The organism is Eubacterium sp. ER2 (assembly GCF_000765215.1).
In the GTDB taxonomy this organism is placed as follows: Bacteria; Bacillota; Clostridia; order Lachnospirales; family Lachnospiraceae; genus Claveliimonas; species Claveliimonas intestinigallinarum.
Genome location: NZ_JPJE01000032.1, coordinates 138,227 through 152,337 on the forward strand (window position 1 = coordinate 138,227; position 14,111 = coordinate 152,337).

Here is a 14,111-nt window from a genome sequence, read left to right on the forward strand (position 1 = left end):
TGGCAGGATTGTGTCAAAAACTGCTAGGAATATGCAAGTAAATCCTGCTTTTCACTTATATAATAGTAGCATATTACAAATCGAACCGAAAGGAGAAAAAGCATATGATCCGCAAATATACCTTTGGAAACCCCTTCCCCACGGAGGCAGTCGTAAAAGAGATCCCCGCGTCCGAGGGGGCTCTCCCCTATTTCACCAGAGAGGGCGACAGCCTGGTCCTCACCATGGAGGAGGGTGCTCCCGTGTACGGTCTGGGCGAGCAGGTGAGAGGTATCAACAAGAGGGGCTGGAGCTACACCAGCAACTGCTCCGATGACCCCCACCACCTGGAGACCACCCACTCCCTCTACGGGGCACACAATTTCCTGATGATCGGGGGATCCCACCCCTTCGGCCTTTTCATCGACTATCCCGGATACCTGACCTTTGACATCGGCTACACCCAGAAGGATACGCTGCGCATCACGCCCACGGACTGGGATCTGGACATCTATGTCATCGAGAAGGAGGATAGGCGCTTCCTCTCCATCGTCCACACCTTCCGTCAGATGATCGGCAGAAGCTACATTCCTCCCAAGTGGGCCTTCGGCTACGGCCAGAGCCGCTGGGGCTACAGGAACGAGGCGGATGTGCGGGAGGTGGCCGCGAAATATAAGGAGGCCGGCATCCCCCTGGACGCCATCTACATGGATATCGACTACATGGAGCGGTATGAGGACTTCACCGTGTCCGCGGAAAAATTCCCGGATCTCCCCGGCCTAGCCGCGGATATGAAAAAGGAGGGCATCCATCTTGTCCCCATCATCGACGCCGGCGTGAAGATCGAGGAGGGCTACTCCGTCTATGAGGAGGGCGTGGAGAAGGGCTACTTCTGCAAGGAGGAGGACGGCACCGACTTCGTGGGAGCCGTGTGGCCGGGGCGGGCCCATTTCCCGGACATGCTGAACCCGGCCGCCAGGAGATGGTTCGGCCTGAAATACAGGTTCCTCCTGGACCAGGGCATTGACGGCTTCTGGAACGACATGAACGAGCCCGCCATCTTCTATTCTGAGAAGCGCTTAAATAAGGTGTTTGACGAGGTGGCCTCCATGAAGGGCCAGAACCTGGACCTGGATAAGAACAACCATCTGCTGGGTCTTGTGAACACCCTGGCCAACAACCCGGAGGATTACCAGAGCTTCTACCACGAACCCGGAAACGGCCTCCCAAGGATCCGCCACGACAAGGTCCACAACCTCTACGGCTACAACATGACCCGGGCCGCCGGGGAGGCCTTTGAGGAGCTGGAGCCGGACAAGCGCATCCTGATGTTCTCCCGCTCCTCCTACATCGGCATGCACCGCTACGGCGGCATCTGGCAGGGAGACAATCTGTCCTGGTGGTCCCACCTGCTCATGAACGTAAAGATGATGCCCTCCCTGAGCATGTGTGGCTTCCTCTACACGGGAGCGGACCTGGCAGGCTTCGGCGCGGACACCACGGAGGACCTGGTCATGCGCTGGCTTCAGTTCGGCATCTTCACCCCACTCATGCGGAACCACTCCGCTATGGGCACAAGGATGCAGGAGGCCTACCGCTTCTCCAACGCAGAGGCTCTGGGCCGGATCATCAAGCTCCGCTACTGCCTGCTGCCCTACCTGTACAGCGAGTACATGAAGGCGGCCCTGGGAGATGAGATGCTCTTTTTGCCTCTCTCCTTCGCCTACCCGGAGGACCCACACGCAGCCCAGGTGGAGGATCAGCTCCTCCTCGGGGAGAGCCTCATGCTGGCTCCCGTCTGCCAGCAGAACGCCGCCGGCCGCTACGTATACCTGCCGGAAGACATGCTCTGCGTGACCACCTCCGGACCGGACGATTTCCGCTGTGAGAAAATGGGCGCCGGACACCACTACGTGCCTGTGGCTGAAAATGAGCTCATCTTCTTTGTCCGCAGAGGACACCTGCTGCCCCTGGCACAGACAGCCAGGAACGTGGAGAAGCTGGACGCCTCCCGCCTGCAGCTCATCGCCTACCCGGCGGGCACATGCCGCTACACGCTCTACGATGACGACGGCTACGGAAAAGACTACGAAAATCCCGCCCACCTGTCCACTATTGACGTGTCTGCCGACGGTGAGGTAAGATATGAGGGATCAACAGAAAGGACTGTCACAACATGTTTCATCTGCTCTTAGCTATCATATACCTTGCCTTTATAAGCCTGGGCCTTCCCGACGGACTGCTGGGGTCCGCCTGGCCCTCCATGTACCAGGAATTCCAGGTGCCGGTGTCCTACGCCGGCATCATCTCCATGATCATCGCGGCGGGCACCATCGTGTCCAGCCTGCAGAGCGACCGGCTGACCCTGCGCCTGGGGCCGGGACGGGTGACAGCCATCAGCGTGGCCATGACAGCGGCTGCCCTCTTTGGCTTTTCCTTCAGCCACTCCTTCATCCTTCTGTGCCTGTGGGCCATTCCCTACGGCCTGGGAGCCGGCAGCGTGGACGCGGCCCTCAACAACTATGTGGCTCTCCACTACACCAGCTGGCACATGAGCTGGCTCCACTGCATGTGGGGCGTGGGCGCCTCCGCCGGTCCCTACATCATGGGCCTTGTCCTCTCCGGAGGAGCCTCCTGGAATACCGGCTATCGGTACGTGGGCATCCTCCAGGTGGCGCTCACAGCTATTCTGCTCATCAGCCTGCCCCTCTGGAAGGACAGGCGCTCTATCTCCGGAGCGGAGGCAGGCAAAAGTCCTGCGGCGGACACCCCGGCTCCGGAAAAGGAGACCGCGCGGCAGCCGAAAAAGCCCCTGTCCCTGAAGCAGATCCTCTCCATTCCCGGCGCCAGAGAGGTGATGGTGACCTTCTTCTGCTACTGCGCCCTGGAGCAGACAGCCGGCCTGTGGGCCTCCAGCTACCTGACCCTGCACGAGGGGATCCCCTCTGAGACCGCCGCCTTCTGCGCCAGCCTCTTCTTCATCGGCATCACCATCGGGAGAGGCGTCAGCGGCTTTCTCACCATGCGTTTCAACGACACCCAGATGATCCGCCTGGGGCTGGGGCTGATCCTGGCGGGCGTGCTGATCATCCTCCTGCCTCTGGGCGGCGGCACATCCCTTCCCGGCCTGATCATCATTGGTCTCGGGTGCGCCCCTGTGTACCCCTGTGTCATCCACTCCACGCCGTCCCACTTCGGAGCAGACAGGTCCCAGGCAGTCATCGGCGTGCAGATGGCCTCCGCCTACGTGGGCACCTGCCTCATGCCTCCTCTGTTTGGCCTGATCGCGAACCACATCAGCATCTCTCTCTTTCCATTCTATCTGCTGGTCATCCTTGTGCTGATGTTTGTGATGCACGAGAGGCTGCTGAAAAAGACTGCGAATAATCGGTAAGAATCTGAAAAAATGTGTAAGAAAACAGGAGGAGAGAAACTATGCAGATCGCACTGCGGAACGACGGACGAGAGCTCAAATCCCACGGAGATTACTCCTTCCCCGTGCTTGTCAGCCCGGAGCGGCTGGACGCCTACGAGATGGGAAGCTTTGCCTGCCACTGGCATCCTGAGATCGAGTTTACCCTGATCCTGAAGGGGGAGATCCTGTACCAGATCAATGACCACACCTATCATTTAAAGGAGGGGGACGGGATCTTCTGCAATGCCAACATGCTGCACGCGGGGCGCCACGCAAACAGCCGGGACTGCTCCTATCTGTCCGTCACAGTCAACCCCTCCCTTCTGTACGGCTACGAGGCCAGCCTCCTGCAGACCAAGTACGTCCAGCCCGTGACTGAGAACCCGCTTCTCCCCTCTGCCTCCTTCTTCCCGGATGTGCCCTGGGAGAGGGAGGTCCTCTCCCACCTGACCGCCATCCGCCGGCTCTGGCAGGATCCGCCCCGCTCCTACGAGCTGCGTCTTCTGACAGAGCTCTACCAGATCTGGATCCTGCTCTTTGACCACCTGGATCTGGAGACCCGCCCCTCCTCCGGGGACGTGCGGGAGCTGGAGCGGCTGCGCCGGATCGTCACCTTTATCCACGAGCACTATATGGAGCACATTTCCCTGGAAGACATCTCCGGCTGTGTCAACATGTGCAAGAGCGAGTGCTGCCGCCTGTTCAAGCGAAATATGAATCAGCCCCTCTTCGACTACCTCCTCCACTACCGCATCCGGCAGAGCATCCCTCTTCTGGCCCAGGGAAAAGACAGCATCACAGACATCTCCATGCAGTGCGGGTTCTCCAGCCCCTCCTACTACACGAAGCTGTTCCGAAAATTCATGGGCTGCACTCCCAGGGAGTACGCGAAGTCCGCCCATGCGGAAAAGAGTCCGCAGCGTCAGCCATAGACGCTGCGGACTCTTCTTGTCTGCCTTCCCCTATTTTTTTATCTCTTCATCCAAACAAAATCCCAGCCGGACAGCTCCACTGTCTCCACTTCCCTGGTGACGCCTGTCACGAGGTTCGTGTACCGCGCTTTCTCCGGCATCCAGATAGTGCGCCCCTGGTCGCTGAAGTTGAACACAGCGTGGAGCTCCTCCCCTTCGGATCTGCGGACGATCCACAGGATGGACTGATCGCTGTAGTCCTTCGTGTACACCTCCGCGTCCGCGTCAAACACGGCCTCTTTCCTGCGGATCCGCTCCAGCTCTTCCAGCCCGTTAAAGATCCGGCCCTGCACGCTGTCTTTATCCTTAATGTGCTCTGTCAGCTCCCAGCAGAATTTTCCTCTGTGGATGTACCGGGAGTCAGGTGCCTTGTCCGGGTCATCCTTGTAGGTGTAGTCGTTCACCTGGCCGATCTCGTCCCCGCTGTAGAGCATGGGGATGCCGGACTGCGTGAACATGTAGGCGTGGAGCATGAGATCCTTGCGGATGGCCCAGTCCATCTTCTCCTCATTCTGCTCAAAGCCCGCGCTCTCCACGCCGCACATGGAGGCGGTGGTGGCGCAGAACCTGGCGTCCCCGGTCACCGGATCCTCATTGTAGAGCTCGCCTCTGCTGACGCTTCCCGGGGTCTTGCCCTGGAAATAGTCGTTCAGGTACTTCTTGTGGGAGACTTCCTCCAGGCCCCACTCCTTCAGGGAGGCATAGTCCAGGCCCCAGCCGATGTCGTCGTGGCACCGCAGATAGTTGAGGAAGGTGTACTCTCTCGGAAGAGAGCAGACCACGTCCATCTGCTTCCGGAGCAGGCGGATGTCCCTCGTGGCCACAGTGTGCCAGGTAGTGGCCATGGTGGTCACGTTGTAGAGCATGTGGCACTCCGGCTTCTCCACTGTGCCAAAGTAGGGCGCCACCTCCTTGGGCTCCATGACCACCTCGCCCAAAAGCACAATGCCCGGGCACACGATCTCGCCGATCATGCGCATCATGCGGACGATGGTGTGCACCTGGGGCAGGTTCCGGCAGTTGGTCCCCAGCTGCTTCCAGATATAGGGCACCGCGTCGATACGGATAATATCCATTCCCTGGTTGGCCAGGTAGAGGAAGTTGTACATCATCTCATTGAACACCCTCGGGTTGCTGTAGTTCAGATCCCACTGGTAGGGATAGAAGGTGGTCATCACATAGTGTCCCATCTCCGGCAGATAGGTGAAGTTGCCGGGAGCCGTGGTGGGGAATACCTGGGGCACGGTCTTTTCGTACTCCCTGGGGATCGCCGGATCCGCGTAGAAGAAGTAGCGGCTCATGTACTCGCCGTCCCCCTGGCGGGCTCTCCTGGCCCACTCGTGGTCCTCGGAGGTGTGGTTCATGACAAAATCCATGCACAGGCTGATTCCCTTCTCATGGCATTTCTCCGCCAGCTCTGACAGGTCCTCCATAGTTCCCAGCTCCGGCTTCACCTTCCGGAAATCGGCCACAGCGTAGCCGCCGTCGGACCGCCCCTTGGGAGAGTCCAGGAAGGGCATCAGGTGCACGTAGTTCACATTGCACTTCTCCAGATAGGGAAGCTTCTCCTGCACACCCTTGATATTCCCGGCGAAATTGTCAATGTACATCATCATGCCAAGCATGTCTCTCTTCCGGTACCACTCGCCTTCCGCCTCTCTCTGGGCGTCCAGCTTTTTCAGCTTGTCATTTCTCTGGTCATAGTACCATTTCATCTGATCGCAGAGCTCGGCAAACATATCATCATTGCCGTACAGCTCCATGTACAGCCACCGCAGCTCATCGTGGTGGCGTCCCAGCCGCTTTGCGAAAACGCGGTCGGACTGCTCCCGTTTCTCCCGCTCTCTCTTCTGGGCCGCCGTCTCCCTTGTCTTAGCTGCCGGCTTCTTCGCCGCCGCAGTTGTCTTCTTTGCTGCCGCGGTTGTCTTCTTTTCCGCCGCGGTTGTCTTCTTCGCCGCCACGCTTTGCTTCTTCGTTGTTCCTGCCATCTGTCTCATCCCCCGTTTACAATGATTTGGATTAGTCTTCACATACAAAATGCCACTGGTAGGCCTGGTACTCTCCTTCCAGCACCGGTTTGGGCACGCCCGCCTCACGCAGGGCCGTGCTGTTGTACAGCCTGCCTGTCTCCGTATCCCGGTACATGGTATTTTCCTTCAGGCCCTTCACTTTGATGTAGTCCACGGTCATGTTGGCGTGCTTCTTGATGCCCACCACCTGCACAAGGGCTTCCCTCTGGTCCTCGGACACGAACTCCCAGGCCCCCTGGTTGTCGGTCTGGGGATTGGTGAGCCGATAGTAGGTGCCTCGCTGCACGAGAGCCGCATACTTCTTGTACTCCGCGATCTGACGCCGGATCTCGTCCTTCTCCTCCTCGCCCAGCTCGTTTAGGTTCAGCTCGTAGCCGAAGGTGCCGGCCATGGCCACCATGCCCCTCGTCTTCATGGAGGTCACCCTCCTTGTCTGGTGGTTGGGCGACGCGGACACGTGGGCTCCCACAGAGGAGGCCGGATAGATGAAGGAGGTTCCGTACTGGATCTCCAGCCGGTCGATGGGATCCGTGTTGTCGCTGCACCAGATCTGGGGCGTGTAGTAGAGCATGCCGGCGTCAAAGCGTCCACCGCCGCCGCTGCAGCCCTCGATCAGAATATTGGGATACCGGTTCACCAGCCTCTCCAGGAAATCATAGAGCCCCAGCACATAGTCGTGAAGCACCCGCCCCTGGCTGTCTGCTGTGGCGGAGTAGATATCCGCAAGGCTCCGGTTCATATCCCACTTGATATATTCCACATTGCCCTGATCCAGGACAGCGCAGATCTGCTCATAAATGTAGTCCACCACTTCTTTTCTGGAGAAATCCAGGACAAGCTGGTATCTGGAGCGGTTAGGCCGCCGTCCCGGTATGACAAAGGCCCAGTCCGGATGCTCCCGGTACAGTTCGCTGTCCTCATTGACCATCTCCGGCTCGATCCAGATGCCGAACTTCATGCCCATGCCGTTGATCTTTGTGATCAGCTCGCCCAGACTGCAGCCCAGCTTCTTCTCGTTGACCTTCCAGTCTCCCAGTCCCCGCAGGTCGCTGTCCCTGTTGCCGAACCAGCCGTCGTCCAGGACGAACATCTCGATCCCTAAGTCCGCCGCCTGCCGGGCCAGAGCAAGAAGACTCTCCCCTGTGAAGTCAAAGTAGGACGCCTCCCAGCTGTTGATGAGGATGGGCCTCACTGTCTCCTTATATTTCCCTCTGCACAGGTGTGTGCGGATGCAGCGGTGGAAATTCTGTGACAGCTTTGCCAGTCCCTCTCCCGAGTAGGTCATGATCACCTCCGGGGACTGGAGATCCTCCCCAGGATTTAAGGGGTAGGCGAACTGCTCCTCGCTGAAGCCCATGAGCAGTCTGGTCTGGGAGTACTGGTCCTTGCCCGCCTCGCTCTGGAAGCCGCCGCTGTAGACAAAGGCCATGCCGTAGCAGCTTCCCGCATCCTCAGTGGCGTCGTGCTCCGCCAGGATGACAGCCGGATTGTACTGGTGGCTGGAGGTTCCCCTGAGACTTCCGATCTTTGAAGTGCCGTGTCCCACAGGCATCCTCTGGCAGTTTCTCTCCATGGCGTGGCGCCCGTAGAAGGTGAGGAAGTCATAATCTCCTCCCACGAGATCCAGACAGGCCGGGGCCAGCTTTTTCACAGAAATATAGCCCTTGCTGGCATTCACGATCTTCACGCTCCTGGTGATCACATCGTACTCGGGCAGCACGCCGTAGAGCAGCACCGCCAGCACCCCTGTCACCGGATCCTCCAGGACCACCTCCAGCGTCTGGGCCTCACTGTCGTCCGCGTACACGGCAGGCAGGCCGGGGAGGGAATACTTGCCCTCCCGGATGGTGTGGGTCACATAGCGGAAATCACTGCAGTAGGTGCGGTCCGTATTTTTGATGATGCAGGCCGGCGTCCGGTAGTCCCCGGTGCCCAGGGAGGGGAACTCCTGGGGCAGAGAATCCATGGAGTAGGTCTTGTCCGTCCCCGCCTCGTATGGATTGCCGGAAAATCCTCTGTCGTAGTAGGTCAGCAGGTAATCCATACATCCCTCAGCGTATCTCCCATAATACAGGTGCAGCAAAAAGCCATATCTGTCAATCTGCATCTGGTAAGTCGTGTTCTTCGTATGCAGTGAAATCGTCTTCTGCTTTTCATCGTAAATAATGCTCATCTTTTTCTCTCCTGCTCTGTAAATGTTCTTTCAAACTGACGCATGTACCAAATACATAACTCAATTGAAAGAGCGGGCCTATGCGCCTCTCCGGCGCACACACCCGCTCTCTCCGGCAGATGCAGTAATATACATCTGAACGTATTTATTATTTTACAGCTCCATTTACAACGCCGTTGATGATATGCTTCTGGCAGATCACATAGAAGATCAGGATCGGGATCAGTGCCAGCAGATAGGATGCAAAGGCGAGATTGTAGTTTGTTCCGAACTGTGTCTGGAAGTTAAGCTGTGCCAGAGGCAGCGTGTTCTGCCCTGTTCCGGACATGATAACAAGGGGTGTCATAACATCGTTCCAAACAGCCAGAGCTGTAATAATAGCAACTGTCGCATGCATGGGCTTCATAATCGGGAAGATAACCTTCCAGTATGTGCGCCATGTGCTTGCGCCGTCCACTCTGGCAGCCTCCTCAAGGGCAATGGGGATGTTCACCAGGTATCCGGAGTACAGCAGTACATTCATCGGCATATAGAATACCACATACAGGATGATAACGCCAGCCCAATTTGCAAGTCCCATCTCTGCCGTCTGTTTTGCCAGAGGCATCATCAGGATAGCAAACGGAACGAACATACCGCTCACTACAAAGAGATACACAAGTTTATAGAACTTGCTGTGAGCCCTGTTGCGGCCAATGGCGTATCCCAGCAGGGAGTGGAGCACGATACACAGCACAACGGTCACCACGGTGATCAGCACACTGTTTCCCAGGGATCTCCAGAAATCTGTGACCTCCATGGCCTGGGTAAAGTTGTCCAGACTCCACTTTGACGGGAGGGACAGGATGCCGGAGATGCTGTTGGTCATCTCAGACGGCTGTTTGAAAGCGATCACGACAGCCATATAGAGCGGGAACACGATGGTGCTCAGGCCCAGGATCAGAAGGACCATGACCGGCCAGTTTGTCTTTACTTTATCTACTACTTTTTTGTTATTCATTATAACTGCTCCTCCTTCCTGCTGGAGATGCTCATCTGAGCCGCGGAGATGGCCACGATCACGATGAAGAAGATTACGGCATTAGCACTCTGGAAGCCGAACTGTCCGCCTGACATACCGTTATTGTAAATGAGGTATGAGATGGACTCTGTGCTCTGTGCAGGGCCGCCCTTTGTCATGGCCATGATCTGGTCGAACACCATGAGGAAGTTCTTCACGCACAGCACCATGTTGATGGTAAAGAACGGGATGATCAGCGGGAAGGTCAGATGTTTGAACTGCTTCCAGCCTGTAGCTCCGTCCAGGGAACCCGCCTCGTACACGTCCTCCGGCACGGTCTGAAGTCCGGAGATATAGATAATGGTGTTCATGGCAATGTTCTGCCAGCAGCAGACCACCATAATGGCGATCCAGGCAGTCTTCTCATTAGACAGCATGCTCTGGCTGAGACCTTCGCTGCCCATCATCTCTCCCAGCGCCGGAAGGATGTAGGTAAACAGGTACTGGAACACGTAGCCCACTACCAGGGCGCCAAGCACGTTTGGAAGGAAATAGGCCGCCCGGAAAAATCCTTTGGCGCGGATCTTGCTGTTCAGGCCCAGGGCCAGGATCAGACTGATCACGTTGGTCACGATAGTGGCGCAGATGGCCAGCTTGAAGGTGAACAGGTAGGAACCGCCCACCCTGGGATCCTGGAACAGGTCAATATAGTTTCTCAGACCTACCCAGTCGTAAGTTCCAAATCCCTTAAAGTTTGTAAAACTGTAGATAACGCCCCGGATCAGCGGTACGGTGTTGAAGCAGACAAACAACGCCAGAATCGGTATCGTTATCAACAGGAATGTCCGTTTTCTTTCATTTTTCATTCTATCCCCACTCCTTTCCTACTCGATGCTGCCGTGCTCTTCCTCGTACTCTTCCACTGTACGGATGATGTCGCGGTTGTAGCGCAGCCAGTCACTGTCAAACTTCTCCAGGAACGCGTCCACGTCTTTGTTGATGACAAAGGTCTGGAGCTGCGCATCCACCGCCATCTCGGACGGATAGTAGTGATCCTGGTAGTCTGTCATGTTGCCGGTCTCTATGTACTCGCTCATGCCGTCCAGCATAGGAGCCAGCTCAAAGTCTCCCTCCTTGCAGGGAACCGCGTTCTGGTCATCGATGTAGGCCTGGATGTTCTCATCCTCCAGAAGGAAGTCAAGAACCTCGTAAGCCGCCTCTTTGTTCTCACACTCTGCTGTCACGCAGAAGCCCAGGTCGATACCGGAGTTTAGCGTGTTGTCTTCTGTATTGTCGCTGGCCGGCATCACAAAGGAATCAATGTTCATCTCCGGATTCACGGAGAGGATCTGTGGAACCGCATAGCTTCCGATGGGGTACATGGCAGACTCGCCTCTGGCGAAAGCCGTACATGCATCATTGTATCCGTATGCAATGGGGTCCTCAGGCCCGTAGGAGATGAGTTGGAGATACTTCTCTGCCGCCTCCTTGTAGCCCTCTGTAAAGTTTGCCTCTCCTCTGTTGACCTGCTTGCACAGATCTGCCGGAGCCAGGTCAACGGCGATGCCGTTCCAGGGCGCCAGACAAGTCCATGTGTCGCGGAAGCCAAAGTAGAAGGGAAGAATGCCCTCCGCCTGGATCTCCTCACAAAGACTCATCAGCTCTCCCCAGTTTGTGGGGATCTCCCAGCCGTGCTCCTCAAACATATCCCTGTTGTAAAGGATACCGGCTGCGTTTGCCACATAAGGTACAATGAAGGTGCCGTCTGTGGGGACGAACTCCAGCCCTTCCGCAATGTCGATGTAAGAGTCCTTGATATTCTCCATCCCCTCATAGTCAGACACATCAGCCAGGATCTCCGCATCCACGTAGTAGGAGTAGTTGATGTCACCGCCGATACCGATGATATCCGGGTAATCCTCCCTGATAAATCTTGTCCTCAGTATCGTAGACGCATCGTTGGGCGAGTCAATGGTCAGATGGATGTCATCGTGAGTGGCATTGAACTGTTCTTCCACCTGGTCAAAGTAGGTGGCTGCTTCCGGCTTGTACTGAAGGATCTCGATCTCGGTCTTTCCGCTTGATTCGCTTTTTCCCGAGCAGCCCGACAGCATCAGCCCGCCGGTCATGACAATGACCAGCGCCGCACTGAGGTACCTTGCACTTTTTCCTCTCATTTTCATATCTCCTTTCTTTTTTTGGCCTTGCTTTTTACGGTAGCTATATTTTAACATATCATTATGCGTCTATAAATATCGCTGTTTTTTTTGTTTTATGCCACAATACTTGTTTTCAATCTATATGTTGATGTCATCTAGCATTTTGATATATAATATTTAAAACACGGGAGGTACTGTCATGAGCAATATTCTGTATTCTATTTTTCCGAGTGAAAATTTCATTGATCTGGGCCTGTACCAGTACGGCTGGGAGCAGTGCGACCCGGCTCACTCCTTCGGTCCCGCCGCCAGGAACCACTACCTGTTTCACTACGTGATCTCCGGGACCGGGACGCTGACAGCCCACAACTCCAAAAAGGAGTCTATCACCTACAACATCAAGAGCGGCCAGGGCTTTATGATCTTCCCCCACCAGATCTGCACCTACATAGCGGACAATGAGCTGCCCTGGGAATACACCTGGCTGGAGTTCGACGGCCTGAAGGCCAAGGAGCTGATCGAGGCCTCCGGCTTCTCCGTCAACTCTCCCGTATACCGGCCCAGGCACAAGGATCTGGCCCGGCAGATGATGGAGGAGATGGTCTACATCGCCAACCACTCCCAGGAGTCCCCCTTCCACCTGATCGGGCACCTGTATCTGTTCCTGGACTACCTGAACAAGTCCAACTCCTCCCCCCTCCAGAGCCAGGGGAACCGGATGCGGGACTTCTACATCCGGGAGGCCATGGCATTTATTGAGCAGAACTTCCAGAACGACATCTCTGTGGAGGACATCGCCGCCTTCTGCAACCTAAACCGGAGCTACTTCGGAAAGATCTTCCACGACACAGTGGGGAAATCTCCCCAGGAGTTCCTCATCTCCTACCGCATGTCCAAGGCCGGGGAGCTGCTGAAGATGACCTCCCTGTCCATCGCGGACGTGGGGAACGCGGTAGGCTATCCAAACCAGCTCCATTTCTCCAGAGCCTTTAAGAATGTGTACGGGGTCTCCCCCAGAGCCTGGCGGTACGAGCAGCAGGGAAATCCGGAAAAGGACGTGTAATTGTCTTTGTATAAGCAGACAATAAGTTGATTATAATAAAAGTATACGGTATAATAATGACAAAATCAACAAAGGACGTGGAGTGCCAAAGGAAAATATCATAGAGATTAATTTTGAGTCCCGGCATTTTAAAAAGCTGGAGGATGCAGATCACTTCTATCAGTACGTCACGGAACGGGCAGAGCAGGCGGATGGAAAAGTATATCTCTTTTTTGACGAAATCCAGCATGTGAAAGAGTGGCACTCGGTAATCCCTTCCTTCCGGATTGATTTTGACTGCGATATCGATGACAATTATCCGAAATATGTGATCAGCAGCGACATCGTAGATCTGAGCAGGAATGGCATTGTCCATTATAATATCATTGACTTTCTGCTGGATGAGAAGGATATATAAGTCAGCAAAAGGAGCCGCCGTGAGGGCGGCTCCGAGTCGTTTCGTCAGGTATTCACTTTGCTTAATGATAAGATTCGTGTGCTTAATTGACTGAACTTTCTAATGGTAGTATAGTACAATCGAAAATAGACAAAAGTATCCAGCAAGAGGGGATGCATCATGGAAGAGCATGAGAAGCTATTGAAAATAAAAAACTTAAAGAAAAAATATCAGATTAATAAAGAAGAATCTCTGCAAGTGCTCAAAGGATTGAGTTTTTCTATTGCACATGGAGAAATGGCAGCTGTTATGGGAGCTTCCGGCTGCGGAAAAACAACGCTGATCAATCTGATATGTGGAGTTGATAAGGCTGATGAGGGGAGTATTATGATCGACCATACAGAGATTACAGGAATGAAGAAATCCCAAATGGCAATCTTCAGAAGAAATAATATAGGTATGGTCTTTCAGGATTTTAACCTTTTAGAGAGCTTAAATGTAAAAGATAATATTTTATTGCCGCTTATTTTGGAAAATAATACAGAAAACAGCGAAGAAAGATTTGAAAAAATAATGAATGTTCTGTCTATCAGCGATCTGGCAGATAAGAGCGTAACCGATATTTCCGGTGGTCAGAAGCAACGGGTAGCCATAGCAAGGGCATTGATCAATACCCCACGGATTATTCTGGCTGATGAACCAACGGGGAATCTGGATGCAAGATCAACAAAAGATGTGATGGAATACCTGGTCCATATAAATGAACAATTTAAAATTACACTTGTAATGGTAACCCATGATTCCTATGCGGCATCCTACTGTAATAAGGTGATCTTGCTTAAAGATGGTATCATATTTTCCGAATTGCAGAAAGGGAAAAAAAGTAGAGAGGTTTTTCTTGAAGAAATTTATGATTTTTTAAAACAGATTGGTGGTGAATGATCT

At 54.8% G+C, this 14,111-nt stretch carries 11 protein-coding genes; 6 read left to right on the forward strand and 5 right to left on the reverse strand.

Annotated features, from left to right (window positions below; all coding sequences use genetic code 11):
• The first annotated feature begins 104 nt into the window (after nt 1–104).
• The 3 genes from NI21_RS0111990 to NI21_RS0112000 are packed head-to-tail and all read left to right on the forward strand — an operon-like array spanning nt 105 to nt 4,326.
• Nucleotides 105–2,174, forward strand: a complete 2,070-nt coding sequence (locus NI21_RS0111990; protein ID WP_033126420.1) for a TIM-barrel domain-containing protein — start codon at nt 105–107, stop codon at nt 2,172–2,174.
• Nucleotides 2,156–3,373 carry a sugar MFS transporter gene (locus tag NI21_RS0111995; RefSeq protein ID WP_033126421.1) on the forward strand — a complete coding sequence of 406 codons (1,218 nt, stop codon included), beginning with the start codon at nt 2,156–2,158 and terminating at the stop codon, nt 3,371–3,373. The genes NI21_RS0111990 and NI21_RS0111995 overlap by 19 nt, the downstream gene beginning before the upstream one ends.
• A gap of 41 nt (nt 3,374–3,414) precedes the next feature.
• On the forward strand, nt 3,415–4,326 hold the full coding sequence (locus tag NI21_RS0112000; protein WP_033126422.1) for an AraC family transcriptional regulator: 912 nt from the start codon (nt 3,415–3,417) through the stop codon (nt 4,324–4,326).
• 38 nt (nt 4,327–4,364) lie between these two features.
• On the opposite strand, the gene NI21_RS0112005 is transcribed toward NI21_RS0112000, so the two are convergent.
• From NI21_RS0112005 to NI21_RS0112025, 5 genes are all read right to left on the reverse strand, one after another.
• Nucleotides 4,365–6,353, reverse strand: a complete 1,989-nt coding sequence (locus NI21_RS0112005) for an alpha-amylase family protein (protein ID WP_147581193.1) — start codon at nt 6,351–6,353, stop codon at nt 4,365–4,367.
• 31 nt (nt 6,354–6,384) lie between these two features.
• The gene (locus NI21_RS0112010) at nt 6,385–8,568 is read right to left on the reverse strand and encodes an alpha-galactosidase (RefSeq protein WP_033126424.1); all 2,184 of its coding nucleotides are present in this window, start codon (nt 8,566–8,568) and stop codon (nt 6,385–6,387) included.
• Nucleotides 8,569–8,716: 148 nt separating this feature from the next.
• The gene (locus NI21_RS0112015) at nt 8,717–9,568 is read right to left on the reverse strand and encodes a carbohydrate ABC transporter permease (protein WP_033126425.1); all 852 of its coding nucleotides are present in this window, start codon (nt 9,566–9,568) and stop codon (nt 8,717–8,719) included.
• The gene (locus NI21_RS0112020) at nt 9,568–10,434 is read right to left on the reverse strand and encodes a carbohydrate ABC transporter permease (RefSeq protein ID WP_033126426.1); all 867 of its coding nucleotides are present in this window, start codon (nt 10,432–10,434) and stop codon (nt 9,568–9,570) included. Before NI21_RS0112020 ends, NI21_RS0112015 begins: the two co-directional genes overlap by 1 nt.
• 18 nt (nt 10,435–10,452) lie before the next feature.
• Nucleotides 10,453–11,745, reverse strand: coding sequence for an ABC transporter substrate-binding protein (locus tag NI21_RS0112025; RefSeq protein WP_033126427.1), 1,293 nt, complete (start codon nt 11,743–11,745; stop codon nt 10,453–10,455).
• 181 nt (nt 11,746–11,926) lie between these two features.
• Here NI21_RS0112025 and NI21_RS0112030 point away from each other — a divergent pair, with 181 nt between their 5' ends.
• The 3 genes from NI21_RS0112030 to NI21_RS0112040 all read left to right on the forward strand — a co-directional run bounded on the left by NI21_RS0112030 (nt 11,927) and on the right by NI21_RS0112040 (nt 14,108).
• Complete coding sequence (locus tag NI21_RS0112030) at nt 11,927–12,790, forward strand: AraC family transcriptional regulator (RefSeq protein WP_033126428.1); 864 nt, start codon at nt 11,927–11,929, stop codon at nt 12,788–12,790.
• Nucleotides 12,791–12,872: 82 nt separating this feature from the next.
• Nucleotides 12,873–13,187: an AAA family ATPase gene (locus NI21_RS17085; protein WP_033126429.1), complete on the forward strand. Its 315-nt coding sequence runs from the start codon at nt 12,873–12,875 to the stop codon at nt 13,185–13,187.
• Between the two features lie 159 nt (nt 13,188–13,346).
• Nucleotides 13,347–14,108, forward strand: coding sequence for an ABC transporter ATP-binding protein (locus NI21_RS0112040; RefSeq protein WP_033126430.1), 762 nt, complete (start codon nt 13,347–13,349; stop codon nt 14,106–14,108).
• Nucleotides 14,109–14,111: the final 3 nt, after the last annotated feature.

What these genes read in the sequence shown, in the direction of transcription:
- NI21_RS0111990 (WP_033126420.1), top strand. Translation starts at nt 105, where the DNA reads ATGATCCGCAAATATACCTTTGGAAACCCCTTCCCCACGGAGGCAGTC.
- NI21_RS0111995 (WP_033126421.1), top strand. Translation starts at nt 2,156, where the DNA reads ATGTTTCATCTGCTCTTAGCTATCATATACCTTGCCTTTATAAGCCTG.
- NI21_RS0112000 (WP_033126422.1), top strand. Translation starts at nt 3,415, where the DNA reads ATGCAGATCGCACTGCGGAACGACGGACGAGAGCTCAAATCCCACGGA.
- NI21_RS0112005 (WP_147581193.1), bottom strand. Translation starts at nt 6,353, where the DNA reads ATGGCAGGAACAACGAAGAAGCAAAGCGTGGCGGCGAAGAAGACAACC.
- NI21_RS0112010 (WP_033126424.1), bottom strand. Translation starts at nt 8,568, where the DNA reads ATGAGCATTATTTACGATGAAAAGCAGAAGACGATTTCACTGCATACG.
- NI21_RS0112015 (WP_033126425.1), bottom strand. Translation starts at nt 9,568, where the DNA reads ATGAATAACAAAAAAGTAGTAGATAAAGTAAAGACAAACTGGCCGGTC.
- NI21_RS0112020 (WP_033126426.1), bottom strand. Translation starts at nt 10,434, where the DNA reads ATGAAAAATGAAAGAAAACGGACATTCCTGTTGATAACGATACCGATT.
- NI21_RS0112025 (WP_033126427.1), bottom strand. Translation starts at nt 11,745, where the DNA reads ATGAGAGGAAAAAGTGCAAGGTACCTCAGTGCGGCGCTGGTCATTGTC.
- NI21_RS0112030 (WP_033126428.1), top strand. Translation starts at nt 11,927, where the DNA reads ATGAGCAATATTCTGTATTCTATTTTTCCGAGTGAAAATTTCATTGAT.
- NI21_RS0112040 (WP_033126430.1), top strand. Translation starts at nt 13,347, where the DNA reads ATGGAAGAGCATGAGAAGCTATTGAAAATAAAAAACTTAAAGAAAAAA.